This window comes from Saccharibacillus qingshengii, from assembly GCF_013185195.1.
In the GTDB taxonomy this organism is placed as follows: Bacteria; Bacillota; Bacilli; order Paenibacillales; family Paenibacillaceae; genus Saccharibacillus; species Saccharibacillus qingshengii.
On record NZ_JAAZWC010000015.1, the window covers coordinates 48,464 to 74,212 of the forward strand.

The 25,749-nt window shown below is 56.0% G+C and carries 25 protein-coding genes; 6 read left to right on the forward strand and 19 right to left on the reverse strand.

Annotated features, from left to right (window positions below):
* Positions 1-123: 123 nt before the first annotated feature.
* Positions 124-1,086 (reverse strand): AraC family transcriptional regulator, encoded by a 963-nt coding sequence (locus tag HRQ60_RS13940; protein ID WP_172196444.1) that lies wholly within the window; start codon positions 1,084-1,086, stop codon positions 124-126.
* A gap of 270 nt (positions 1,087-1,356) precedes the next feature.
* On the opposite strand from HRQ60_RS13940, the gene HRQ60_RS13945 reads away from it, so the two are divergent.
* Positions 1,357-2,115 carry an SDR family oxidoreductase gene (locus HRQ60_RS13945; protein ID WP_172196445.1) on the forward strand — a complete coding sequence of 253 codons (759 nt, stop codon included), beginning with the start codon at positions 1,357-1,359 and terminating at the stop codon, positions 2,113-2,115.
* Positions 2,116-2,215: 100 nt separating this feature from the next.
* Here HRQ60_RS13945 and HRQ60_RS13950 read toward each other — a convergent pair whose 3' ends face one another.
* The 9 genes from HRQ60_RS13950 to HRQ60_RS13990 all read right to left on the reverse strand — a co-directional run bounded on the left by HRQ60_RS13950 (position 2,216) and on the right by HRQ60_RS13990 (position 12,036).
* Positions 2,216-3,046 carry an energy-coupling factor transporter transmembrane component T family protein gene (locus HRQ60_RS13950; protein WP_172196446.1) on the reverse strand — a complete coding sequence of 277 codons (831 nt, stop codon included), beginning with the start codon at positions 3,044-3,046 and terminating at the stop codon, positions 2,216-2,218.
* Positions 3,046-4,749 (reverse strand): ABC transporter ATP-binding protein, encoded by a 1,704-nt coding sequence (locus HRQ60_RS13955; RefSeq protein ID WP_172196447.1) that lies wholly within the window; start codon positions 4,747-4,749, stop codon positions 3,046-3,048. The genes HRQ60_RS13950 and HRQ60_RS13955 overlap by 1 nt, the downstream gene beginning before the upstream one ends.
* A gap of 111 nt (positions 4,750-4,860) precedes the next feature.
* On the reverse strand, positions 4,861-5,418 hold the full coding sequence (locus HRQ60_RS13960; protein ID WP_172196448.1) for an ECF-type riboflavin transporter substrate-binding protein: 558 nt from the start codon (positions 5,416-5,418) through the stop codon (positions 4,861-4,863).
* Positions 5,419-5,514: 96 nt separating this feature from the next.
* Positions 5,515-5,676: a hypothetical protein gene (locus HRQ60_RS13965; protein ID WP_172196449.1), complete on the reverse strand. Its 162-nt coding sequence runs from the start codon at positions 5,674-5,676 to the stop codon at positions 5,515-5,517.
* A 40-nt stretch (positions 5,677-5,716) separates the two neighbouring features.
* The gene (locus HRQ60_RS13970; RefSeq protein ID WP_172196450.1) at positions 5,717-6,388 is read right to left on the reverse strand and encodes a DUF1266 domain-containing protein; all 672 of its coding nucleotides are present in this window, start codon (positions 6,386-6,388) and stop codon (positions 5,717-5,719) included.
* 3 nt (positions 6,389-6,391) lie between these two features.
* Positions 6,392-8,311, reverse strand: a complete 1,920-nt coding sequence (locus HRQ60_RS23910; protein WP_172196451.1) for a tetratricopeptide repeat protein — start codon at positions 8,309-8,311, stop codon at positions 6,392-6,394.
* 1 nt (position 8,312) lies between these two features.
* Positions 8,313-10,010: a molecular chaperone HscC gene (locus HRQ60_RS13980; protein ID WP_172196452.1), complete on the reverse strand. Its 1,698-nt coding sequence runs from the start codon at positions 10,008-10,010 to the stop codon at positions 8,313-8,315.
* A 223-nt stretch (positions 10,011-10,233) separates the two neighbouring features.
* Positions 10,234-11,262, reverse strand: coding sequence for a ketopantoate reductase family protein (locus tag HRQ60_RS13985; protein WP_172196453.1), 1,029 nt, complete (start codon positions 11,260-11,262; stop codon positions 10,234-10,236).
* Between the two features lie 30 nt (positions 11,263-11,292).
* Positions 11,293-12,036 carry an acetoacetate decarboxylase gene (locus HRQ60_RS13990; RefSeq protein WP_172196454.1) on the reverse strand — a complete coding sequence of 248 codons (744 nt, stop codon included), beginning with the start codon at positions 12,034-12,036 and terminating at the stop codon, positions 11,293-11,295.
* Between the two features lie 127 nt (positions 12,037-12,163).
* On the opposite strand from HRQ60_RS13990, the gene HRQ60_RS13995 reads away from it, so the two are divergent.
* Positions 12,164-13,048: a LysR family transcriptional regulator gene (locus tag HRQ60_RS13995; protein WP_172196455.1), complete on the forward strand. Its 885-nt coding sequence runs from the start codon at positions 12,164-12,166 to the stop codon at positions 13,046-13,048.
* An 88-nt stretch (positions 13,049-13,136) separates the two neighbouring features.
* On the opposite strand, the gene HRQ60_RS14000 is transcribed toward HRQ60_RS13995, so the two are convergent.
* Positions 13,137-13,610 carry a hypothetical protein gene (locus HRQ60_RS14000; protein ID WP_172196456.1) on the reverse strand — a complete coding sequence of 158 codons (474 nt, stop codon included), beginning with the start codon at positions 13,608-13,610 and terminating at the stop codon, positions 13,137-13,139.
* A 120-nt stretch (positions 13,611-13,730) separates the two neighbouring features.
* Entirely contained in the window at positions 13,731-15,152 is a 1,422-nt protein-coding gene (locus HRQ60_RS14005; RefSeq protein ID WP_172196457.1) for an amino acid permease, read from the reverse strand.
* A 231-nt stretch (positions 15,153-15,383) separates the two neighbouring features.
* Here HRQ60_RS14005 and HRQ60_RS14010 point away from each other — a divergent pair, with 231 nt between their 5' ends.
* Positions 15,384-15,818 carry a PH domain-containing protein gene (locus tag HRQ60_RS14010; protein WP_172196458.1) on the forward strand — a complete coding sequence of 145 codons (435 nt, stop codon included), beginning with the start codon at positions 15,384-15,386 and terminating at the stop codon, positions 15,816-15,818.
* Between the two features lie 73 nt (positions 15,819-15,891).
* Here the strand turns inward: HRQ60_RS14010 and HRQ60_RS14015 are convergent, their stop codons facing one another.
* The 5 genes from HRQ60_RS14015 to HRQ60_RS14035 form a co-directional block, all read right to left on the reverse strand.
* The gene (locus HRQ60_RS14015; RefSeq protein ID WP_172196507.1) at positions 15,892-17,037 is read right to left on the reverse strand and encodes a Gfo/Idh/MocA family protein; all 1,146 of its coding nucleotides are present in this window, start codon (positions 17,035-17,037) and stop codon (positions 15,892-15,894) included.
* Positions 17,038-17,235: 198 nt separating this feature from the next.
* Complete coding sequence (locus HRQ60_RS14020) at positions 17,236-18,213, reverse strand: LysR substrate-binding domain-containing protein (protein WP_172196459.1); 978 nt, start codon at positions 18,211-18,213, stop codon at positions 17,236-17,238.
* Positions 18,214-18,418: 205 nt separating this feature from the next.
* Positions 18,419-18,973, reverse strand: coding sequence for a flavin reductase family protein (locus tag HRQ60_RS14025; RefSeq protein WP_172196460.1), 555 nt, complete (start codon positions 18,971-18,973; stop codon positions 18,419-18,421).
* A gap of 108 nt (positions 18,974-19,081) precedes the next feature.
* Complete coding sequence (gene uvsE, locus HRQ60_RS14030; protein ID WP_172196461.1) at positions 19,082-20,083, reverse strand: UV DNA damage repair endonuclease UvsE; 1,002 nt, start codon at positions 20,081-20,083, stop codon at positions 19,082-19,084.
* Between the two features lie 195 nt (positions 20,084-20,278).
* Positions 20,279-21,001 (reverse strand): YceI family protein, encoded by a 723-nt coding sequence (locus tag HRQ60_RS14035; protein ID WP_172196462.1) that lies wholly within the window; start codon positions 20,999-21,001, stop codon positions 20,279-20,281.
* 191 nt (positions 21,002-21,192) lie between these two features.
* Here HRQ60_RS14035 and HRQ60_RS14040 point away from each other — a divergent pair, with 191 nt between their 5' ends.
* The 3 genes from HRQ60_RS14040 (at position 21,193) to HRQ60_RS14050 (ending at position 23,967) form a co-directional block, all read left to right on the forward strand.
* Positions 21,193-21,876 (forward strand): response regulator transcription factor, encoded by a 684-nt coding sequence (locus HRQ60_RS14040; RefSeq protein WP_172196463.1) that lies wholly within the window; start codon positions 21,193-21,195, stop codon positions 21,874-21,876.
* Between the two features lie 65 nt (positions 21,877-21,941).
* A complete protein-coding gene (locus tag HRQ60_RS14045) occupies positions 21,942-23,300 on the forward strand; it encodes a HAMP domain-containing sensor histidine kinase (protein ID WP_172196464.1) in 1,359 nt (452 codons plus the stop codon).
* Between the two features lie 259 nt (positions 23,301-23,559).
* Positions 23,560-23,967, forward strand: a complete 408-nt coding sequence (locus HRQ60_RS14050; RefSeq protein ID WP_172196465.1) for a hypothetical protein — start codon at positions 23,560-23,562, stop codon at positions 23,965-23,967.
* 105 nt (positions 23,968-24,072) lie between these two features.
* Here the strand turns inward: HRQ60_RS14050 and HRQ60_RS14055 are convergent, their stop codons facing one another.
* Both HRQ60_RS14055 and ssuE read right to left on the reverse strand, forming a co-directional pair.
* The gene (locus HRQ60_RS14055) at positions 24,073-25,143 is read right to left on the reverse strand and encodes an LLM class flavin-dependent oxidoreductase (protein WP_172196466.1); all 1,071 of its coding nucleotides are present in this window, start codon (positions 25,141-25,143) and stop codon (positions 24,073-24,075) included.
* Between the two features lie 32 nt (positions 25,144-25,175).
* Positions 25,176-25,748 (reverse strand): NADPH-dependent FMN reductase, encoded by a 573-nt coding sequence (gene ssuE, locus HRQ60_RS14060; RefSeq protein WP_172196467.1) that lies wholly within the window; start codon positions 25,746-25,748, stop codon positions 25,176-25,178.
* Between the last annotated feature and the right edge of the window lies 1 nt (position 25,749).

Below are 25,749 nucleotides of genomic sequence, written 5' to 3' on the forward strand. Positions count from 1 at the left end.
GCGAACACTATCGTTCCTTCACTGAATTTCTCCCTCCGGCTCCTCACTTTGTTTGGAATACGACTTTCTCGACACGTTGAGCCGGACAAGGATGTTCGGCTTTTTTGCTGCGGTTTTTCACTGTTAGTCTCCCGGTACGCCGCTTGGCGAAGCGTTCGCGGTCATTCCTGCCTGCATCCTTTTCAAATCCCTGCCTGGCGGCAGACCAAACAGCCTCGCATATTCGCGGCTGAACTGGGAAGGACTCTCGTACCCGACGCGGAACGCCGCTTCCGCCGCACTGCCTGTCTCCGACAGCAGCAGACGGCGAGCTTCCTGCAGACGAATTTTTTTCTGGTATTGGATCGGCGTCAGATGGGTCACTTTCTTGAAATGAGCATAAAGGGACGATTCGCTCATCTGCGCCTGCGCCGCCAGCTCGTCGATCCGCAGCGGCTTGTCGTAGTCCAGCCGAAGCCGGCGCACAACATCTGCGATCCGTTTGGAGAGCGTGCCCGCTGCAGCAAAACGCCGCATCTGTCCGCCAAGTTCCCCCTGCAGCGTCCGATACAGCAGTTCCTGTACGATGAGCGGCGAAAGCGCCCCAATATCGCGCGGCGTATCCAACAGCCGGATCAACCGAAGAACCGTATCCAGCAGGTCTTCGTTCATTCGTCCGGCGGCAAGCCCCCGATCCGTTGCGTCCTTATCCGTCGACAAATCCAGGGTTTCCTCCAACGGAAGAATCTGGTCCGCGGTAAAATACAGCTGCAGACTTAAATAGGGCCGTTCCTCGGAAGCTTCAACAACGCGTCCTTGAATCGGCAGTTCGACCGAAGTTGCCAGGTAAGTCGACGGATCGTACGTGTAGCTTTCCCCCCCGAGCAGCACCTGTTTCGCTCCCTGAGCCACGATGCAGAGCGAAGGACGATAGAGCGAGTGTACCGGTTCGTTCGGATATGGCTGACGAATAATATGCAGCGCAGGAATCAGGGTAGTCTGCGGCCCTTCAATCGGCGAGTACCGAAGAAGACGCTGCGCAAGCTCGCACCGGAGGTCTTCAAATCGCGGTCCGGACAACTGCTTGCGGTCTATACGATATTCCATATCTCGTCCTCCTTGTCTGGAACGGAGCGGAAGTTTTGACCGTCCATCCGCAATTTCTTTGTCTATCATGCCCGGTTTCGCGCTGTTTGGCTACCCTATCCGCGCGATTTGCAGCGAATCGTTCCAAGCTGCAATCCGGAGAACCCTTTGGAGGATTAGGCAAGGAGTTTCGGGAATCGGTCTACCGCTTCTGCCTCTCCAGCGGGCATAATCCAGATAGACCCAGACCGCTTCATCATTGTCATTATGACGAAAAAGGAGAGAATTTCTATGCATTCATCTGTCTACCCTACAACTTTTACCGGTAAAACCGTGATCGTGACCGGCTCGTCTCGAGGGATCGGCCGCACTCTTGCCGAAGCTTTCGCCGCGCAGGGAGCCAACGTCGTCGTCAATTACTCGAACAATTCCGGCAAAGCCGAAGAAGTCGTTCGCGGAATCAAAGCGGCAGGCGGACAAGCGACCGCCATTCGCGCCGATGTCGGACGCGTGCCGGAGATCGAATCGCTGTTCGCCCAGACGTTCGAGACGTTCGGCGGTATCGATATCCTCGTCAATAACGCCGGCCTGATGCATACGGTACCGCTGCTTCAAGTCACGGAAGAAGACTTCGACCGGCAGTTTGCCGTCAATGTCAAAGGCACGTTTTTCGCCTGTCAGGCCGCCGCCGCACGGATGAACGAAGGCGGCCGGATCATCAATTTCTCGACTTCCGTAACCGGCGCCATGTTTCCCGGATACAGCGTATATGCCGGAACAAAAGGCGCCGTCGAACAATTCACCCGCCAACTGGCAAAAGAATTCGGCCCAAAAGGAATTACGATCAATGCCCTAGCACCGGGTCCCGTCAACACGGAGCTATTTATGCAGGACAAGTCCGAATCTCAAATTGCAGGTATTGTTGGCATGAATGCCTTCGGAAGACTGGGCGAAACGGACGATATCACCGGAGCCGCACTGTTTCTGGCCGGCGAAGACGCCCGCTGGATCACCGGACAGACGCTGCGGGTCAACGGAGGCTTCGTGTAAATTCGTGTAAAAGTGACCGGCAGGCCAAAAAGCCGCCCGTACATCCGTGTACAGGCGGCTTTTGAACTTTCTGTCGATGTTAACTCTTCCAGCGCAAACGTTACAAAAACGGATTATAGAATCTCGAACCGTCCCAGAACGTAATCGTGAACGCGACAGCCGAGATCAGTACCGCGCAGATCAAGACGACGATGTCCCGGCGCGTCAATGGGCGGCTGCGGTACCAGGTACGGCGGCGATTCCGGCCGAAGCCGCGCAGTTCCAACGCCGCGCTGACTTTCTCGATCCGCTCGAGTGTCGCCAGAACAAGCGGAAGCAGAATAGCTCCCATATTTTTCAACCGGCGGCCCAGCTTTTCTTTTCTCGACAAGTCGATCCCGCGAGCCTGCGCAGCCGTCGAAATGTTCATGAATTCCTGCTGGACGTCGGGAATGTAACGCATGGTCAACGAGATGGCGTACGCGACTTTGTAAGGAACGCCGACGCGATTCAGCGAAGACGCGAATTCGCTCGGCTCGGTCGCCAGCAGGAACAGCAGCGCCGGCGGAACGACCACGGCAAATTTCAGCAGCACGTTAAGTTGGTAGAACAGCTGCTCGGCCGTCAAGGTATAGCGTCCTGCGATCGGCAGCAGTTCATGCCGCGTTCCGTAGATCTGCACACCCTGCTCAGGCGCGAACAGGAAGATCGCCAACTGGTTCAACGCAGAGAAGATCAAGATCAGGTACAGTACGAACGAATACTGCTTGAACGGCACTTTGGACCAAGCGAACACGGACAGCGACAAGACGAGCATCGCCAACAGGCAGCGAGTGTCGTATATGACCATTCCGGTAACCGAAAACAGCAGGAATACAGACAGTTTGGTAACGCCGTTCAGCCGATGGATCGGCGATCCGGTATCGAAATAAGCCAATAATTTGGCGGCCATCAGTTCAGCAGCCCCCTATCCGAACGAATAAATCGGGCGACAAATTCAGCCTCCGGATAAATGCCGACACGCCGCGCCAGCACATGCAGCGATGTCTCGTGCAGATGCGCTTCTTCCATCAAAGCGGCATTGCCGAGAATGCGTGCCGGCACATCTTCGGCAATCTTCCGGCCTTCGGACAAAATGACCGCACGCTGTCCGTATTCGAGCATCAGGTGCATATCGTGCGTAATCAGGATCAGCGTCATCCCCTGGTTGTTCAATTCCGTCAAAAATTTCATCATTTCATTATAATGCCGAAAATCCTGACCCGCCGTCGGTTCGTCAAGGATCAGAATTTCGGGGCGCAGCACGAGAATGGAAGCGATCGTCGCACGCTTCTTCTGCCCGTAGCTGAGCGCGGACAGCGGCCAACTTCGAAACGGATACAGCCCGCAGACGCGCAGCGTCTCGTTCACCCGCTCACGGACTTCCGCTTCCGGAACGCCGCGGTTGACAAGCCCCAGCGCCACTTCGTCGTACAGCATAGGCTTGGAGAGCATATGGTTCGGATTCTGCATCACGAACCCGATCCGGTCCGCACGCTCGCGAATCGTATCGTCCGACAGATCGCGGCCATCTAGACGGATCGAGCCCGACAACGGCTTATGGAATCCGCAGATCAGACGGGAAATGGTCGATTTCCCTGCTCCGTTGCGTCCGGCGATGCAGAGAATCTCTCCCCGGCCTACGGTTAGCGACACCTCTTCCAGCACCGGAGACTTGGGATCGTAGCCGAAGGTAAGATGCTCGATTTCCAACAGCGGTTCCCGGTGCGCCGGCTCGGACACGGCCGTATTCGCTTCGTGCCAACGAGCCAATTGACCCGTAGCGCTGTGCAGATCAACCGTCTCGACACTGCGCGGCTTGATGGCCGGCGACAGCAAACAGCCCGCATAGCGCATCGCGGACAGATGCAGAGGCTCTCGGATTCCTTTTTCCCGCAGCAGGCCCGAGCAGAGCAGCTCATCCGGCGGCAGATCGGCAGCGATACGTCCTTCGTCGATCACGATGATCCGGTCTACCGGACAGTGCAGCACTTCTTCCAGCCGGTGCTCGACGATCAGGATCGTCCGGCCGGATTCCCGGTGCAGCCGATCGATCAGCTCGATGGTCGCACGTCCCGCCTGCGGATCTAGACTGGCCAGCGGCTCGTCGAACAGCAGGATCGGCGCGCCGCCGACCAGTCCTCCGGCAAGCGTCGTCTTCTGTTTCTGCCCCCCGGACAGCTCCTGCGGCGAAGCGTTCAGAAAGTCCGCGAAGTCTACTTCCTCCGCCGCTTCCCGGACACGCCGCAGCATCTCCGCGTGGCCCATCCCGTCGTTTTCCAACTTAAAAGCGATATCTTCGGCAACAGTCAGTCCCACGAACTGTCCGTCCGGGTCCTGCAGGACCGTCCCCACAAGATCGGACAGCTCCGCAATGCCGGAATCGGAAGCGTCCTTGCCCATGATCTTTAGCGATCCCGAATATTCACCCGGATAAAAATGCGGCGCAAGTCCGTTGATGCAGTGCGCAAGCGTGCTCTTCCCCGATCCGGAAGGACCGACGATCAGCACTTTTTCCCCTTCGTACAGGGTCAGGCTGATCTCGTGCAGCGTCGGTTCACTCTGCGCACGGTATTGAAAAGTAAAACGATCGAATTCGATCACCGGTTTTCTCATGGATTTCCTTCCTCTGCTGCAATCTCATCTCTCAAGCGGTTCAGACAAACGAAAAAGCCGGCTGCATGCACCGGCTTTTTCCAAGCTTGCTTCTTCTCCAATTTTCACATGCTAGGCTTCGCGCGTCAAGCTTCCCCGTTTGGTTCGCGTTTTGGAGTAGGCGACGGCCAGCAGCGTGCCAAGAATCGCCACGATCACGATGTTCATACCGCCTGCGGCAAATCCCTGTGTAAACACTTTGTTCGCAGGCTCCGCATAGATCACGATATCAAGCACCGGAGCGACCACAAACCAGCCGACCGCATTGGCGACGATCTGCGCGATATTGAACCTCAAGATTCCTTTTCCTCCGAATTCTCCATCGTGGATCCGGATGCCGCGCGTCAGCAGACCGACCAGAAGGCCGACGACTCCGGAAGCGATAATCCAGCTGAACCACGGTCCGAACGACAGCAGATCCGCCACGCTGTGCCCGATCAAACCGATCAGCAGGCCCGCCCACGGTCCGTACAGCAGGGCGAACAGAGCCAGAATCGCGTAGTTCGTCTGTAAGTTGGTATTCGGAATGCCGGTCGGAATCGAACCGAAACGTGCCAATACGACGAACAAAGCCGCTCCAATTCCGATCGCGACGATCGTTTTAACCGAAAACCCTTTTGAAGATTGCATAACTACCCCTCTTTTCTCGTATAAACATGCAAAGTATTCAGCCGAATCGGCCTTCTTTGCGTTGATTATACCGGGAGACAAGCTGCAAAGCTACCGTTATCTCAACAAAATTTCCGGTCCCGGCGGCTTCTTCTTTGTAGGGTCTTCATAAGCGCGCACGCGGAATTCGATACCGGACAAATCGTCGGGCAGCGGCAGGCTGATGATATAATTGTTCGACATTTTTCCTGTCGATCGGCCGCAGCCGTTCATCATCATAATCGCCGCCGGGAAATTCGCAGCCTCTCATTACTCCTTTTTATTCCGGCAGTGCCGGTGGTTCGGGGAGGATGATGTCCCATTCCAGCTCCCGCCACGGACTTTTCGGGCCGGTCAGCAGTCTGCGCAGACGGACCAGACGGATCTCGGCCCCTTCCTCGGACAAGTCTTTTTGCGAGAATTGACACCCTGCCATATAAGCTACCGCATAATCCGCCCAATTCCGGTAAGAAAATCGGACCCGGACCGCATTGTGCAGCAGGTAGGCGGCTTCTTCCTGCTCGTTGATATATCGCGCCAACCGTGCACAGCGAATATAAAAAGCCAGCCGGCCCAAGTCCCAGGCGGCAATACCCGCGGGCGGCAGGCGATCCATATACAGATTGACCACGTATCCTTCCCGGCCGCGTACGCTTCCGGGCGTCTGCGCGGCTAGATCGGAGGAACGCTCTGCCCGCGTCAATCCGCTGAAGAACAGCCGAATCTGCTGAAACTGCGGATTGTCGAGCCCCGACCAGAACCGTTCCGCCAACTCCCGCAGATCTGCGGCATTTTCGACCTGCCAAAGATTCCGGAGGATTCCGGCCGCATCCAACCGGGCTTTGCCGCATTCATACATGCCGTAAGGCGGTTTTACCCCGTGCTCTTCCAGCAGCGGGCCGCCGAGAGACGCCGCCCACTGCAGCGCCCTGCGGTACGAATACTCATCCATTCTTCATTCCTCCTTGCTCTCGCCGGAGCGGCCGCGGCTGTGCGGAAGCTCCAAACGGGATGATGCCGGCAGCGGACGTCCCAGCTTCGCCAGACAATCGCCGTGAGCCTGCAGAATGACTTGCGAATCCGGTTCGACGCTCAAACGGCGTTCCAAATCTTCGATCGCTTCCGCGTAGCGCTCCAATTTGTGCAGGGCCCGTCCTCGGCCCGCATAGTAGGCGCTGTCGGGCTTGCTTTGCAGCGCACGGCCGTACCAAGCAGCCGACTCTTCGAATCTGCCGCTTTCGAATGCGCAGCGTCCCCATGCGGCCGCGAGCTGCGGGCTGCCTGGTCCAAGCGCGGCCGCAAGGCGCAGATCTTCTTCCGCAGACTCCGTTTGTCCGATCTCCATTCGATACATTCCCCGGTGCAGCCTTGCTTCATATCCGCTTTGCCCTGCCGCTTCCGCCAAAGCAACCGCTTCGTTGAAGCCCGTTCCCGCTTCTTCCCTGCGTCCAAGCTTCCAGAGCGTACGGCCGAGCAGCGTTTTCATTGCACTAGTCCAGCCGTACAGCGGCGCTTCCGTCAGCAGGCGCTCGCATTCGGCGTACCGTTCCAACTCGAACAGACACTCGGCTGCCGCAGCTCTCGTCTCTTTGTCGCCGGGATAGCGCTTCAGTACGACCAACTGCCGCTCCAGGTCCTGTTCCAGCAGCTCCAGCAGCCGAATACGGAGTTCGATATCGGAAGGTTCCAGCAGCAGCGCCAGCTCGCACACCTGAAACGATTCCGCGAATCGCTCCAGCTCGCGATAGCAGCGCGCCAGGCCCAGCAGGGCATGCGGATCGTTCGGCAGCAAATCCAGCGCCCGTTGGTACAATCTTAATGCATCGGAAGCCCGATCGCTTTCAAGCATCAGATCCGCCAGACGCATCAGGGCATCCCGCTCTTGCGGATAACGTCCGACCAGCGAAGCCCAGTCGATCTCGGCTTTCTCGTCGTCGCCCATCAAATGCAGGGCTGTCGCCCGAAGGCGCAGCAGATCGGGGTCTCCGGCAAACAGGCGGAACGCCGCATCGAAATCTTCCAGCGCTTCTTCCAGACTGCCGCTTCTGAGCCGGGCCGCTCCCCGGCTGCGAAGACCGAGAAATTCGTCCTGATCGAAATCCGCGCCTTTGGGCAGGTAATCGAAACGAAGTTCCGACGCCTGCCGGATCGAATCAAGCATAAAAGCGGCAAAACCGGGCGGAACCAGCCGAGCCAGTCCGATCTCGTCGTCCGTCCAATAAAAGATACGGTCCAGCATCCGCCAAACCGCACGCGGCAGGTAAGGATGTTCAGCCAAAAAGACAAGCAGACGCGGCTGGAACGCTTGTTTGAACGCCAGCTGCTGCAGCCGTTCTTGTTCGAGCAGTTCACGCCAGGCTTCCGTTTGGATCCGCAGCGTATAATTCCCGTAAAGCTGTTCGAAGCGGCCGATCCAGACTTCCGCTTCCCGTTCTTCGCCCGCTGCCGGCTGCTCGGGCAATGCCGGAATCGGTGTCCGGTCACCCGCTGAGGCTTCCGGCTGCGGATGCGGAGGCTGCCCGACGGTTTCTTCCCTTCTTCGCCGGGCCAGCCGGTTGGCCTGCCCCCAAACAGGCAGGGCGCCAGGCGAGGGTTCTGCCGCCTGCGCCCTCGGCCCGGCTTCTTCATTGGGCCGGCCGAATCCTCCCAAGCCAGGCGAATCCGGCGCGGGAGAAGCATCGGACTGTCCGCGTGCGACTTCTTCCGGCGTAAGCGTCTTGGCCAATTCCAGCGCTTCCCCGTAAGCTTCCCGCAGACGCTGGAAACCTTCCGGATCGTCTTCCGGATGTACCTGCTTGAGCAGAGCGGCATAGGCCCGTTTAATGGCACGGGTATCTGCGGTAGGCGCGAGGCCCAGAATTCCCCAGACCCCCATCTTAACGCCGGTTCCTTTCGAATTGATCCAGGAGCTGTTCCAGCCGCTCCGCTTCCTCCCGAATTTCCTGCTCGTCCTGCCGATGCAGAGCCGCTTCGAAACGCTGCAGGGCAAGCCCGATCCATTCCCGTTCGTCGCCCAGCCGTTCCTCGTAGAGACGGTCGCCGCGTGCCAGCAGCAGCCGGTTTTTCTCCTGGTCTCTCGGATGCATCTTGAGGGCGGATAGCTGCGCCAGACGGCGTTCGATCTCTTCCCGGCTCATCACGCCGGGATTTTCTTCGATCACAACCCGGTGTACGTCATCCAAACCGACGGTTTTGACTTCGACTTCCAGAATCCCGTTGATATCGTAAGTGTAGCGGATATCGATATCGCGGATGCCCGCCGTTCCGGGAGGGAATTCGACTTCCAGCTCGCCGAGCAGCAGATTGTTCGCGGCAAGCCGGTTCTCGCCCTGATAGATTTTGACGATAATCCGGGTCTGCTCTTCATTCACCGTAGAAAACCGTTTGACCCGGCTGACCGGAACAAACGTGTTGCGGTCGATAATCGGACTGAAATGTCCGCTCTCGTATTCGCCTGTCGCGTAAGCCATAGCCACCTCGGTTCCGAGCGTATACGGACAAACGTCCGTCATGACTACATCCTGAAATTCCTCGCTGCGTTCTTTCATGCCCGCCTGAACGCCCGCACCGACCGCAACGGTCTCGTCCGGATCGATATGCGCAGCAGGCAGGCGGCCGAACATCCGGCTCAGCATCCCGTAGACTGCAGGCATACGCGAAGCTCCGCCGACCATCACGATCTCGTCCACTGCCGACGCATCGATCGACGCATCCAGCAGCGCGCGTTCGATCGGACGCCGGAGCCGTTCAACCAGAGGCTGCACCAGTTTCTCGAACCGCTCCCGGTCGATCCGCAGCTCCTTCATCTCGCCGCTGATACCCGCCCGCAGATGGATCGGCTGATCCCGGGATAACAAGCGCTTGCCCATTTCCGCCTGATCCCTTAAAAAAGCAAGCGTTTTGCGTTCCAAAGAAGACGCCTGTACATTAAACGAAGACAGATAATGATCGACGATCGCGTCGGTAAAATCTTCCCCGCCCAAATAATTGTCTCCCGCAACCGACTTGACCTCCATCACGCCGTCGAACAGCTCCAGAATCGAGACGTCGAACGTGCCGCCGCCCAGATCGAACACCAGAAACTGGGTCTCGGGCTTCTGTTGGTGCAGTCCGTAAGCAATCGCGGCAGCTGTCGGTTCGTTGAGCAGACGTTCGACCGTGAGGCCGGCCAGCTCGCCCGCCATGCGGGTCGCTTTGCGCTGCGTATCGTTGAAGTAGGCCGGTACGCTGATGACCGCTTCGGTCACCGGCTCGCCGAGGAAACTCTCCGCGTCCGCTTTGAGTGCCCGAAGTACAAGCGCCGACAGTTCTTCCGCGCGGAAACGGCGGTCGCCGAGACGGATCTCGCGCGGCGTACCCATATGCCGTTTGAAAGCGGCCGTCGTCAGCAGAGGATGCGTCAGCAGACGTTCCCTTGCGATTCGACCGATCAAAATATCGCCGTTGTCGTCGACTCCGACGACCGACGGCGTCAATTTATCCCCCAGAGCATTGGGGATCAGCACGGCCTGTCCGTTTTTCCAGACGGAGACGGCGCTGTTGGTCGTTCCCAGATCGATTCCGATAATGGTCATGGTTCCTCCGTCTTTTCGTTAATTGATATGTAGAATAAATGTCTGTTTAATCTTAGTGTACCAGCGAATCGGTTCATGCGACAAATAAGAATGAAAGCGGAAAAAGCCGGATGAGGATTTGCCTCATCCGGCTTTTTTGTCGAGCATGCGATAGGTTAAACGAAATCACCCTTCAGCCGGCCGAATCTTCCGTAGGCTTTGTGTTTTCGGTTCCTCTTTGTTGTTAAATAACGAGCAGCTTTTGGAAGGCTTTGAGATTCGTATCGAAATCGGGTACGGTTCGGGTTTCTTCGGCCGATTTGATCTGCGAGACGACCAAGTCGTTGAACGGCGTCGGAATTCTTGTGCCTTCGGCCGTTTTCGGAATCACTCCGTTAATGTAATCGATCTCGGTGTCGCGCTTTTTCTCCAGATCCTGAAGCATGCTCGCTCTCAGCAGCCTCGAGGGCTCCATGGTTACCCTGAAGGCTTGGATACGTTCGGGAACATCGTTTTCGCTGCTCAATTCCAGAGATTCCAGATCGAATCCGCCCATTTTGGCAAATCGGATACCATTTGCGCGTCCGACCTTGATCGTCTCGTCCGCGATATGAACCGCGCTCGCGATGCCGGTTTCATGGTCGAGAATGTCTCCGTACGTTCCGTTTAACGCTGCCGACAGACCGCTGAACGCGTTATTGATCAGCAGTTTTGACCATTTCGTTCCGACCAGGTTATCGGAAATATGCGTTCCGCCCACAAGCTCCAGCACCGTCTGAATCCGCCGGATTCTGTCCGTCGTTTCGCCGTTTAATTCTCCGATTTGAAAAGCATACTTTTTAAACTGGCCGTACTCGGTCGTAAGCTCGGAAACGCCCGGCTCGATAAAGGTGGCACCGAATTCGACCGATCCCGCGATTACGCGCTCTTCGCCGACGATCGAAGCCACTTTCTGTTCGGGTATCCCGTTTTGCAGGGAACAGACTACACTCTCTTCTTTTAAAAACGGCAGCAGCTCTGCAAGAACGGAGTCGTTATACAATTGCTTCGTTAACAGCAGAACCAGATCGTATGTCCCCGATTTCTGCTTAGGGCTAACGGCTTTTACTTCCGCATGAAATTCCGTCGTACCCGTAACTTTGGCGCCAACTTCATTCAGAGCCTCGATATGCGCCTGATAGACGTCGATCAACTCGACATCCATCCCTCCGGCAGACAGATACGCTCCGACAATGGTTCCCAAGGAACCCGCTCCCAAAACCGCGATTCTCATTTTAAACTCTCCTTTATTATTGTTCCAATATTATTGTTCCAAGTAGTTGTATACAGGCTGCGCCGCATTCAAGGTCAAGTCTGTCAGGATATGGGACGCCGAAACGATTTCCAATACCGGCAGATCCGCAAGAGGCGCCAGCGCATGTTCGAATAATTGAAGCCGGGCAGGTCCGCTATAAGCCCATTTCACTTTGATGTCCGTAATCCGGGTTCGAATCAAGTCGCAAATCCGAAGATTCCCCGGGTAATCCGTCGCGATCTTCACCATAAAGTTAGGACGGCAGATTTCCTGTTTGGCCGCTTCCTTGTCCATCTCGACATGCTTATATCCCATCGTGGCATTTGCGATACGGAGCGAGCCGTAATCCAGCGTGCCGACCAGCGTATCCGAATCCACATACAGCTTGGGCGCGCCCAACTTTTTCGGATATGCCGTAAGTTCTCGGCCGCTTGCGATCGCCGGGAAGTTGTCCACGTACATCGAATGCACATAATCGCCGTCCTCGCCGTTAAAGCGGACCGGAATCACCTGTCCAGCCTCGGTATACGCACCCAATCCGGAAACGTCGGGCATCCACATCACTTCGAATTTGACCAAAGGATCCCCGATCTCGAGAGGTTCCGGCACAGCCGCGCGCAAAGCTTTTGTATCCGTCCGATAAATGATGTTCAGATATTCGCGGTTGACGAATTTATAGGGCGGCATGGAGTACGCAGGCGCAGTTAGAGGCGTATTGAGATTTTTGGCTATGTGGTTCACATCGATTTTCATAGAATCCCGTCTCCTTTTATCGCTTAAAATTGTTTCTTCTGTTATTATTTTATCTCTTCATTTAAATTTAATCTAATATATAATTATCTATATATACATTTATCCTAATCAATATATGGAGGTTCATATGGAACTGCTTCAGCTCAAATACTTTCAGACGGTGGCTTATACGGAACACATCTCCAAAGCGGCCAAACAATTGAATATTGCCCAGCCTTCTTTAAGCCTGACGATCAAAAGACTTGAAAATGAATTGGGAACGGCCTTGTTCGAGCGGACAGGGAGAAATATTCAATTGAGTTCTTCGGGACATATTCTTTTGAAACACGTTAACCGGATTTTTACCGAGATCGACAATGCGCGTCTAGAAATTCATTCAGAGGAACAGTCAACCGCCGGGATCATTAAAATATCGATCACGAATCCGAGATTTCTTACGGGGCTGATCCGCAGCTATGTGACCAGCTTCCCCGAATCCAAGATTATTCAAAGCCTCGGTGCCAAAAACGAAATAGCCGCAAGTTTAAAAAAAGGCTCCATCGATCTTGGCATTACCGGCCATCCTATTCAAGACGAAGAAATCGAAAGCCGCGTTCTGGTCAATGAAGATATTGTTCTGGTCCTGCCTTCGAACCACAAATTGACGGATCAAACCAAAGTCCCGTTAAGCCAGGTTGCCGACGAGTCGTTCATTACTTTGGCCAATAATGCGGAATACAGCGATTTTACGGCATTGCTTTACGAAAAAGCCGGATTCAGCCCGAACATCGCATTCGAGGTCGATTCTCATCTGCTGGTCGAAATTGCCAAGCTTGATCAGGGTGCAGCTTTGCTTCCGATCTCGATCTGCCGCACCTTAGGTTTGAATTATGTTCAATTGACGGATGAAGCCGCTACCTATCCGGTAGGATTATCCTGGCTCAGACATAAGACGCTATCCTCTTCGGCCAGCAAATTCCGCGACTTCATCATTTCTTATTATCAAGAAAATCACGAACTGTTTTTGGCTTAAATGAAGGCTCTTCATATCGGCTCTTGCTGCATCGACGTTGAAATCCGCGGTGCTCGGATCGATTTTATTTTCCCTTTTCGGATCTCTATTATCCAATCCGCCTGGGCAGATCGGTCAAGCTATAAGCTTCGAGGCGGCCTGGGGGAATACGTTCGCTTTGCTCTCTCGGCAGCCGAAGCAGGTGCGTGAACAGCTCAAGCCTGAAATCCAGCAGCGCATTTTGCTCCGCACGGGTCGATATCCGTTCCAGCGCATAGGAAACCAGCCACGTACATATCCAACTCAGCAGCAGGAACCCGACCGCAATTCGCCAGCCGCCCGACTCCGGATCAGACGTAAGGTTTCCAACTGCCCAACCGAGCAGCACCGGTCGGGACAGATTGAACAGAGCCGCCGCGATGCCGAGCAAAGCAGCCAGAAGACTCGATCCCGGACGGCGTAAGAAAGGAATAAGCAGTTTTCTTAGAACAGAAGATGCCGCTCCGATACGACCAGTTCCGCACTCCGCTTGACTTGGCGCCGATAATTTTTCGTTTTTGCTATCAAATTCACGATTTCGCATAACTTTCTCTCCTCCCTGATTTCAAAAGCGCAAAAAAGGCAGCCGCTGAGCGGCTGCCTTCCTCTTATACACGATGTCCCACATTTTCTACTGTTCGATGCCGTAGATGATGTTATTGAATCAAATCCCCTTGTTCCCTTCGTCCGCTTCCCGCAGCTGCTTGTGCAGCAGCGGATAAAAAACGATGCCGCTGACCAGCAGCAGAACGCCGAACAGGAAGGTCTGCCAATCGCCCATACCTGCATAGACGACCCAGATCGAGTAGATCGTCGCAAGCCCGGCCACGATGCCGTCCATACGCCGTTCCCGCATAACCGAATATCCTTCGCCTGTCAGCGTCAGCTTAAGCTGGTAGACCGAGGCGATCAGGTAAGGGACCAGATACGCAAGCGTGGCGACCACGATAATGAAGTCGAACGCCTGCGAGATCGAACCCGAGATCGTCGAGAAGATCAGCAGTTGGCCGAGACCGTTCGAGATCCACAGTGACAGCTTCGGCATGCCTTTATCGTTCTCTTTGCGAAACGGCTGCAGGAAGACACGCTGCCGGGCCGCTTCGTACGGCACTTCCGCACTGAGCAGTACCCAGCCGATCGTGGAACCGATCAGACTGATCAATCCGAGCGCAGCCAGCAGGTAACCGCCGTACGGACCAAGTACGGCTGCCATCGCATCGACGAGCGGATTCTGCGACTGCATCAGCTGTTCCTTGGGCAGAAGGCCCATGGTCAGAATACTGATCCCTACATACAGCACGATGGCGATCGCAAGTCCGGCAACCGTCGCGCGGCTGACGTCTTTTTTGCGTTTGGCTCGTGCCGCGAATACGGTCGCCGACTCCACGCCGATAAATGCCCACAAGGTCACGACCGCCGCCGCATTGACCTGCGACAGCAGCGAGACGGAACGCCCTTCGCTGTCCAGATGCGCGGCTGCGAATTGTCCCATCGTGGACGACTGGAACGCAAACAGCGCGATCACGATAAACAGTGCGAAGCCGATCACTTTCGTAGCCGTGGCAATCAAGTTAAGCCGTCCGGCACCCTCGATGCCTCTCAGCGCCAGGAAATGCGTACTCCACAGCAGCAGCGAGCAGACGATGAAATTCAGCGCATGGCCGATCGTCAGTTGGAAGTCCCCTGCGCTCATCAAGATCACCGTGCTGTTCATTGCAGGGAAAAACGTGGACAGATAACTCGCGAACGTCGTGATCACCGCAACAAATCCCGCAATATTGCCGATCCAGTATCCCCAGCTCGACATAAATCCCGACAGCAGCGATAAATTCGGGCTGTTCGGGAACAATTCTTTGGCATAGATTTGCGGACCTCCGTTCAGATCCGGTTTGCGCAGCGCCAGATTTCCGAACACAAGCGCCAGCATCAGCACACCGAAACCGGTCACTGCCCAGGCTAGTACCGTACCTGCCGGACTTGCGGCTTCCGCCAGCGAACGCGGCAGCATGAAAATGCCCGATCCGACCATATTGCCGACGACCAATGCCGTCAGCACCCATAAACCCAATGGCTTTCCCTTACTCAATCCCAATACCCCTTTTCGTTCATACTCTATCTCTCTACCAAGGAGTCGCAAAAGAGAACTCCGGTTTTCTACTATACTCTTTTCTCTGGTAAAGCGAAAGAGCGAATTCCTTTTTGGGGAGACAGGTTTGTGACAGTTGAGGCCTTTCAAACCCCCGGATCTTTTGTATCGTTGTACGAAGCGGCCGCGCTCCTGTAGAATAAACAGGAAATCATTTATTCGGAGGCGGGCATGAATCGATACAAAAGCGAAAAAGACATTTTCTTCTTCATTCTGAACTGGTCCATTATTATCATTCTGCTGATCCTAGTCTGGATGGGACTCAGCACCGGAGGCTCCCTGCTGTTCATTCCGATCTGGCTGTTGATTCTGATGTTCGTAGTTTCCACCTGGTATATTACGAACTACGAGATTCAGGGCGGCCATCTGCGCGTGCGCTCGGGTCCGCTGAACTGGAATATCCCGATCGACCGGATCGAAGCCGTTCGCCGCAAACGCAGTTTCAACTCGGGCCCCGCCCACTCGCGCAGCCGTCTGGAGATCCTCTATACCGGCGGCAGCATTCTGATTTCCCCGCTTCGGGAAGAGCAGTTCCTGAAGCAGCTCCAAGCGGCCAACCGCAAGATCAAAGTGGACGTGCCGGATATCAAAAAAGAAAACGGCTGAGGCCAAACAAGCCAAAAAACCTTCTCCGGTCCGGAGAAGGTTTTTTGACGGTTCCGCTGTTGACGCGGCTTCGTCAGTTGTCGAATTCCTGCAGGCTGACCCAGCGCTTCTCGGCCGCAGACCGTTCCACGGCTTCAAGAACGGCCTGGCATTTCACGCCGTCCACGAAGTTCGGGACCGGTTGACGGTCTTCCGCGATCGCTTTCATCAGCTCGTGCACTTCGTGCGTCACGGTATGTTCGTAACCGATCGTGTGTCCGGCCGGCCACCAGGCATGCATATACTCATGCGCCGCATCGGTCGCCAGCACGCGCCGGAAGCCCTGCACGTCTTCGGCATCGTTCGAGAAATAGACTTCAAGCTCGTTCATCCGTTCAAAATCGAACCGCACGCTGCCGAGGCTACCGTTGATCTCGAACGAATTGGTACTGCGATGACCGTTCGCGAAGCGGGTCGCTTCGAACGTCCCGAGCGCCCCCCCAGCGAACCGGGCCATGAACATTGCCGCATCGTCCACCGTCACTTCGCCGCGCGGACCGTCCGCACTGCCTTTTGCCGTAAGTCCCGTCATCTCCGTCGGCATCGGCCGCTCTTTGATGAACGTCTCCGTCATGCCGATCACTTCATCGAACTCTCCCACCAGATAGCGTGCCATATCGATCGTATGCGCGCCCAGATCGCCGAGCGAACCCGAGCCGGCTACCTCTTTGCGCAGTCTCCACACCAGAGGAAAGTCCGGATCCATGATCCAATCCTGCAGGAACAATCCGCGAAAATGGTACAAGGTCCCCAGACGTCCTTCTTCGATCAGTTTCTTGGCCAGACGTACGGCCGGCGCGAAACGGTAATTGAAGCCGACCATATGTTTGACACCTGCCTGTTCGGCGGCTTCCAGCATCTCTCTCGAATCGGCAAGACTGAGCGCCAGCGGCTTTTCGCAGAAAATATGCTTGCCGGCCGCCGCAGCGGCCAACGCGATTTCCTTGTGCGCGTCGCTTGGGGCATTGATATCGACCAGATCGATATCCGCCCGTGCAACCAGACTGCGCCAGTCGGTCTCTACGCTGTCCCAGCCAAACTGCTCGCCCGCCGCGCGTACGGCCTGCTCGTCCCGGCCGCAGATCGCTTTCATTCTCGGCTTTGGCACGTTCGGCAGAAACATGGGCAGCGCCCGGTAAGCATTGCTGTGCGCTTTGCCCATAAATTTGTAGCCGATCATGCCCACATTGATGAAATCGTTCAAGTTCTTGTTCCACCCTTCCGGCTTACGCCTCTGTATGATATCGCTTTCATCTCCAGTTTACCGGATGTTTCCGTCGAATGAAAGTTTTGGGACGTATCCCGATTCAATGTCCAAAAAGGCTTTCGCCCGCAGGCGAAAGCCTCATGTACAAAGCCGGCGAACAAGTCGTACGCGCTACCTTGAAGGAGCCGATACGGCTTCAGGTCGGTCATCCGCCGCACGAAGCGGTTCAGGCCCGCTGCGGCCTTTGAGCGGAGAAGACGCCAATCCGCCTTCGCGTACCAGATCGCCGAAGATTGCGGCCAGTTCCCGGGCAATCGCGGAATCGTCCTGACGCAGTGCGACCAGGCTTGTTTGCAGAGCGAATTCGGACAGCTCCCTGACCCGGACAGGCGTCAAGCGGCCGTCCCGGACTTCTTCCCGCGCGCAGACCGCCGGCAGGAAGCCGATTCCCGTTCCGCGCAAAATAAGCTTTTTGGCCGTTTCCGAATTGTCGACGTGAAAAGCGATATCCGGCGGCGAATCCAACGCTTCGAATGCCCGGTGGATCCGCAGCCAGTCCAGCGTCCCGCATTCGAAAAAGACCAGTTTGTGCTCCTGCAAAGCTTCCACCGATACGGATTCTTCGCGGGCAAACGGATGGTTCGAAGGCACATACAGATGAATGGGATCTTCGTAAAAGGCGGCGGTGCGAAGAGACGGATGCATCACTTTGCGGATAAACGCCACATCGATCTCTCCCGCCAGCAGCCGCTTGACCAGCTCTTCGGTTCCCCCCGTGCTCAATTTGATATGAACGCCGGGGCAGCGTTCGTGCAGGCGGGGCAGCAGCTCGGGAATCAGATAATTCGATACGGAAATCGTACTGCCGATCCGCAGTTCCTGCGGCAGCTTCTCGGAACGGCGGATATGCTGACGGCCTTTTTGCAGCGTCTTCAGCATTTCCTGGGCATACGGCAAAAATTTGCGTCCTTCTTCCGTCAGTACAATCTGCTTGCCGATCCGGTCGAACAGCCGGCAGCCGAGTTCACGCTCCAGCGTCTGGATTCTCGCCGTTACCGAAGGCTGCGACAAAAACAGCGCTTCGGCCGTTTTGTTGAAGCTCCCGTAGTGGTTGATATAGACGAAAGACTCGATATTTTCAATATTCACTCGGCCGCCCCGCTTTCATTATGATTTATCCGATTGATTAAGTCGGTTTAATGTATCATAGTGTCCGCAGGCGAAGCTGTCAATCGACAACATCCATAGAAAAAATCGATAACAAAAAGCCGTCCCTCTGCCTGCAGGGAGCGGCCTTTTGTTGGAATAGCGGCTGTCACGGCTTTTACGGGACTGCTCGCCTTATCGATGTTCTCTATAAGCGGTGAATCTTCTTGTCCGCCGTGTCGTCCAGAATACGGTAAGCGGAGCGTCCCATATAGAGAGGAATCGATAATTGCGCCAGATCCGGCAGGCCGTCCGGGCCAAACAAAGCTTCATCCTGATAGACCTGCACGATTTCTCCCACAATCCAGTAATGGTCGCCATACGAATTAATATCGGCGACCCGGCACTCGTAAGCCATATACGCATCGCACAGCACCGGAACACCCGTGCGCAGACCGTCTTCGTAACCAAGACCCAATCGCGCAAGCTTATCTCCTTCATGACCGCCGTACGTTCCCGCTCCCTGAATCGCTTCGGACTGCGCCGCCGGCAGAAAATTGACGCCGAACAATCCCGATTCTTTGACCAGTCCGTACGTAAACGTTTCTTCCCGCAGGGCGATGCCGTACATGCCGGGACTGGCGCCGATATAAGCATGCCATCCCGCAGCCATCACGTTTCTCCGCTCCTGCAGCCGGGACGTGACAACCGCCACCATTCCCGGATAAGCATGCATTTTTTCGCCTTCGATCGCTGTTCTCATCGATTTCCGCCCTTTCTTGTTCCTTTCAAGGTACCGACTTCAGACGAATCCTGGATTCGCCAGGCCTTATCGCTTCGTATCCCTTACTTTCGCGTTTTCCGCCGGAATTCAGGGCAGGATCTCCACGCTGCCTCCGCTCAACCGCTTCACTCCTTCGCCCTCGTAAGCTTCCAGGTCGCGCATCAGCCCAAACAGCGCGCGATCTTTGTGTTTGGCTTCGAGCATAACATCCAGATGCGAAGAAGTCTTCGCCGCTTCCCGCAGGAATTCGAGCAGCGGACCCGCTTCGACACCGTCCGCATGGCTGCGGCGGTCGGTCGCGCTTCGGGGACTTGAGGCATGAATCTTCGGCGGCAGATGCTCGCCTTCCGGCACATCGAGCCGCGCCAGCGGAGATTCCCAGGTCCGGGCCACTTCGGGCCACCAATCGGATGCCGGCTCTCCCGCGCTGTTGACCCAATGATGATGGATATCAAGCACCATCGGCAGGCCGGTCCGCTGCGCAGCCGCAAGCGTCTCGCCGGCCGTAAAAGTCTTGTCGTCGTTTTCCAGGGTGAGACGGCATTGAATGTCGGGATCGAGTCCTTCAAAATGCTCCACAAACCGGTCAGCCGCCGCCGGTTTGTCGCCGTAGGCGCCGCCGATATGAATATTGTTCTTGGAACGGGCATCCAATCCCATCGCCTTCAGCATCTGCACATGATAGCGAAGATCGCGTACCGACGAAGTCAGCACCTCGGGGCGTGGGGTACTGAGCACGGTGTAATGGTCAGGGTGAAAAGAAACGCGAATGCCGTGCCTGCGCACATAGTCTCCAATTTCCGCGAAAGGCTCCGCCAGTGCCGCAAAAGGGTCCCAATCCTGCAGCTCGGCGTGCGTCGCCAGCGGAATCAATTTGGAAGAAAAGCGGTACATTTGGATTCCTTCCGCTGCATTGTGGCGCAGCAGACGCAGCGTATTATGCAGATTGACCGCCGCGATGCGTTCCAGTTCGCGCAGGCCGGCTTCCCGGTCCGGCAGTTTGGAGAAGCGCGCCATCGTCATGGTTTTGGAAGGTGAAGAATCCTGGATTTCGAGCGACATGGCCACGTATCCGAATCGAACGATCATAAGGCAGCTTCCTTTCCGCATTTCGTATAAAAGTAGAAGGCATCATAACCTCATACCGCAAAGCGGCCTTGTTTAATCACTTCGTCGCGATCTGCGTTGTGGAGGTGGCATGGCAAATACGCCGGAAAGCCCTGGGGCTTCCGGCGTATTTGTCGTCGCTCTTCCGTGCAGAACTGCGCTTGGGCAGCGGCCGGATTATTTTTCGAGCGTCAGTTCCAGCTGTACGTTGATCTCATTCTCCGTGCTGAGCACAACGGAATGCGGGTTCGCAAGACCGAAGTCTTCGAAAGTCACGACCGTCGTACCCGACAGCAGAAGCTTTCCGCCCTGGTACGAAGCTTTCGCTTCAAACGTTACCGGCTTTTCGATGCCTTTGACCGTCAGCGTACCGTCCATTTTGAAGTCGTAAACTTGTCCTTCCGTCCATTCCTGCGGCAGTCCGTCGAACGATTTCGCGGTAAAGGTCGCCTGCGGGAATTTGCTCATCTGGAAGTAATCGTCGCTTTTGATGTGTTCGTCGCGCTGGGCGTTGCCGGAGTCGATCGCATCGACTTCGATCGCGCCGCTGCCGCTCATCTGCGCCGCATCGCCCACATTCACATCCCAGGTTCCGCTGACCTGATCGTCGACGAAGTTGACTTCTTCCTGCGAAGTCGTCACCGAGAAATACACTTTGGAGGCGTCCGCGATCTTCCAGGTTCCGTTCAACTGGTCTGCGGCGACCGCCGCTCCCGCCGCGGCGGCTTCCGCAGTTCCGCCTGCAGCCGTCTCGGTGTTTGCCGCGGCCTGGGTCGGCAGTACGCTTTCGATTTCGACATTGTTGCCCAAATAATTATTCACCAATGCGTAACCGCCTGCTCCGCCGATCACGACAACCGCTGCTGCGGCAATGATCCAATTTCTCGCTTTTTTATTCATGATTTTCTCCTCCTGCGTATCTGTTTTTTAGTATCATATCCGTTTAATGTGTCGGGAAAATGTCAAAACGGCTTCCGGGCAAAAATGTTGTCGTTTCCGTATTAAAAAAAGGAAAACCCCTTGTTCCCGCCGGTTTTGTTTGTAGAATAGAATCCATAGCAAAGAAGCGGAACCTTAGGGAGGGAAACGGCTTGACGACCATTTTGATTATCGAAGACCAGGAAGCGATCGCACGCGTGCTCGCCGCCTATCTCAAAAAAGCCGGGTTCGATGTACAGCGCGTATCCGACGGCAGCCAGGCGATGAGCCGGTTCGACGATACGCAGCCGGCCCTCGTACTGCTCGACATCATGCTGCCGGGCGTCGACGGTTGGGAACTGCTGACAGAAATCCGCAGACGCGGATCCTGCCCGGTGATCATGCTGACGGCGCTGGGCGATATCGACTACCGGCTGAACGGATTGAACGGCGGAGCCGATGATTATATGACCAAACCTTTTATTCCGGAGGAAGTCGTGGCGCGGGTCAATGCCGTGCTGCGCCGAAGGCCCGTCTACAACCATGCAGAGGCTATCCAAAGCTTCGGTACGCTTGTGATCGACCGAAGTGCACAGCGGGTCTCGCTTAACGGAGCCGAAGTTCTGCTGACTCCCCGGGATCTGTCGCTGCTGATGTTTCTGTCGGCCTCGCCAAACCGGATGTTCCCGCGGGAGCAGTTGATCGAACAGGTATGGGGAATCGATTACGAAGGCAGCGACCGTGCGGTCGACCTGTCTATCAAGCGGCTGCGTCAGGCGCTGTCGCATTGGCCGACGGAACACGGCGAGATTCGCACTTTACGGGGAACGGGGTATCAATTTTGCATAGCCAAATAAATCAAGAACTTAGGGCGCCGAAACGGCGCAAGGGCCGGGGAACCCGCAGGCGCAGGGGAACCTCCATGCTGACCTACTGGACGCTGCGCTATTTTCTGATCCTGTTTGCGGCACTGGCGATCGTAATCGGAGTCGCTCTGTACGGCATCCGGGAAACCGCGATGGAAAACCGTTCGCGTACCGCAGCCATGCTTGGGCAGGAAGTCGCCGACCGGGTCAATAATCGCGACGGCACCCTGACCATTCCGGATAATCTGAACACGATTCTCGATGATCGCATGCGCCTGTTCAATATGAATCTGGATGTCTGCCTGCTGGTTGCCGACCCGGAGGGAAACGCCCTGTTCACGCGGCCCGAAATGACGGATGCGCAGATTCAGCAGAAGCTGGATCCCCGGCCGCGATCCGGCGAGCCGGAATATCAGCTGATCCGCACGCCGATTATGGAAAACGGGCAGGAAGTCGGCGGCGTCTATATCAGCCAATTCCGCAAAACGCCCGCTTATACATCCAATGAGCTGATCATGTTCGCGGTCGTGTTCGGCGCTCTTGCCCTCTCCGGCTGGTTCACCATCTATCTGCTGTCCCGCAAATTGTCCCGTCCGATCCGGCAGGTCGCGGAAAGCGCGCGCCAGATTCGCAATGGGCGCTACGATGTCGATTTGGAGATCGAAACGGGCGAACGCGAACTCGGCGAGCTGGTCGATTCTTTCCGCGGGATGGCCGGACGCCTGCATCAGCTGGAAGAATGGCGCGAATTGTCTCTGGCCGGCGTGACCCATGAATTGAAAACGCCGGTTACTTCGATCAAAGGCTTGGTGATGGCCGTACGCGACGATGTCGTAACCGGCGAGGAAGCCAAAGAGTTTCTCGATATCGCTCTGCAGGAATCCGGACGGATGGAGCGGATGGTCGCGGATCTGCTGGATTACAACGCGTTTTCTTCCGGCCATGTTTCGGTACGGCGGGACCGGATCGATCTGAAACTGCTGGTATCGGAAATCGCCTATCAATGGAGACTTCCCCACGAGTCCGATTCGATCGAACTCGATTACGAATTCCCCGACGAAATGGTCTATACGACGGGCGACGCGCTGCGGATCCAGCAGATTGTCGTCAACCTGCTCAACAATGCCATGCAGGCCGCGCATCCGGCCCGTCCGCTTCGTCTGCACATCGCAATCCGTGAGTCGGAAGGACGAATCGGCGTCGAAGTGACCGACAACGGTGCGGGGATTCAGGAGCAGGACCGTGATTACGTGTTCGACCGATTTTTCCGCAGCGAAGAAAAAAAGCGCATCACGCGCGGTTTGGGTCTGGGTCTGACTTACAGCCGTCTGCTTGCAAGAGCACAGGGCGGAGAATTGAAACTGCGAAACAGCGGGCCGTCGGGTACGACTTTTTCTCTGGAACTGCCAAGGTAACTGCAACGTCCCCCGCCCGCCTGCCCGCTCCTCTGCGTCAGTCTGTCCTTTGTACAAAAGACAGACTGACTTTTTTTGTCCGCGAATTAGGACCCAGGACTACGTTAGGGGGATTATATTCGACAAAAACCCGAAAAAATAATGTCGATTCTGTGAAAATAGGAGTGTATTAGGACTTGCGAACCCCCAAGAGTAGATAGTATTATAGGACTACAAAGAGGTTCTGAATCTCTAACACAACTTTGAAGAGGTGATCCAAATGACCCTGCTAGTCGATTATTGCCCGAAATGCGGGACGATTTTTCAGAAAAACTTCCGAAATATGTGCGGTTCCTGCAGCAGCCAGATGGACGGACACCTCAATCTTTGTTTGGACTATCTGTGGAGACGCCCAAAAAGCACGACCAAAGAACTATCCGAAGCCACAGGCGTATCCTTGACCGAACTGCATGTCTTTATCAAATCCGGCCGCCTGGCTTCTTCTTATACGCATCTCACCTATCCTTGCGAATCCTGCGGCTGCGATACGCGCAGCGGACGCCTCTGCTCTTCCTGCAGCGGAGTGTTCCGCGAAGCCGGTGCAGCCAAAGCCGACGACAAACTGCCGGCTCGCCAGGTTATCATCAAGACCACGACCAAAATGATGTATACGTCGCGAAGATACTAAGAAGCTGCCGTTTGGTGCTTACGGTATTTCGACGGACTTGGCGCAGAAACGAATACCCAACAAAAAACCTTCAACTCCGCAAACTGCGTGGAGTCGAAGGTTTTTTTATTGGCCGATAAACGGATGCGCAGCTTGGAGGTCTGAGCGACTTTCAGCTCCGGAAACCGAATGGGCCGCAAAGTACTGCTGAAGCAGCTCATAGGAATGAAGGCGTTTGGCAAAGTCGCGGATCGGACTTGTCACGATCAGTTCGTCCACTCCTCCAAGCCGGGCGGCGTCCAGCAGCCGTCTCCCGACCGTTTCCGCCGAGCCTTTGATGAGTGGAGACGGTACCTGTTCGATCCGGTAGGCTTCGCCGGATTGAACGCCGAACTCTTCGGCCCGTTCCCGGTCGCCAATCGTAATCTTGCGTCCGCCGGCCAGAAAGACCCGGAACAGATCGCTTTCGGCCGCGATATCCTGCGCTTCCCGATCGCTATCCGCCAAAGCGGCCGATACGGCCAATATCGATTCCGGCTGCGATCCGTTCGTCGGCACGAATCGGTCGCGATACCGCTGCAGTGCCGCCGAAGCCTGATCGAGGTCGCCGTTGATAAACAGCGAGAACACATAAGGCAGCCCCAGCCGCGCGGCCAGATCCGCGCTGTCCGAACTTGCGCCCAGCACGTACAGCCGGGCCGGTTCTTCGGGCACCGGTTCGGCGCGAAGGCCGGCCAGCGGACTGTCCGCTCCCGGATCGGTTCCGCCGATATACCCGCGCAGCTCTTCGAGTTTCCCTTCAAGCGAAGCGTCTTCTTCCGGAGCATTCCGGCGCAGCGCAAGCGTCGAACGCGGCAGGCCGCCGGGTGCACGGCCGATGCCCAGATCCAGGCGCCCCGGTTCTAATCCGGCCAATACGTTGAAGTTCTCCGCCACTTTGTAAGGACTGTAATGCTGGAGCATCACTCCGCCCGATCCGACCCGGATCCGCTCCGTGGACGCGAGCAGATAAGCGACCAGCACTTCGGGCGAAGAACCGGCTACCGCCCGCGAATCGTGGTGTTCGGACACCCAGAAACGATGGTAACCGAGCCGGTCCGCCAATCGGGCCAATTCGACCGTATGACGCAGCGCCCGCTCCGGCGTGTCTCCTTCGAACAACAGCGTTTGATCCAAAATGCCCAACCGAATACTCATCCGATTCCCCTCTTTCTATTCTTCCGATTCGTCTAAATATGCACACCCGGCAGCGAAGCCGGCACGCTTCGGCGCCGTTCGAGTTCTACCTGCAGTTCCGAGAGCGAGCGTTCAAGCCGCGAAACGGTTTCTTCGGACAGGGTGTATCCGCCCTCGGGTCGTCGCGCGATATCCTGATCCAGGCTGTACACACCGCCCAGAATATTCCGCGCCTCCAGAGCGTTCAGTACAGGCTTGAACGCATAATCGATAACGAGCAGATGCGCAAGGGTACCGCCGACAAACAAGGGAAGCACCGGTTTGTCGCGCAGCCCTTCCTGCGGGATCAGATCCAGGAACGTTTTGAGCACCCCGGAGTAGGCCGCTTTGTAGACCGGGCTTGCGAAGATAATCGCGTCGGCCGCTTCTACCCGCTGCAGCGCTTCGCGGATCTCGGGACTTGCAAAGTTAGCGCCGATCAAATCTGCCGGCGGAAGACTTGCGACATGCAGCAGTTCGTGGGTCAGTCCTTCTTCGTCCAAGCGGCCTTGCAGATATTGAATAGGCCCGTACAGCCTCGAATTCAAATTCGGACTTCCCGAGACAATCAGGATTTTGGCGGTCATA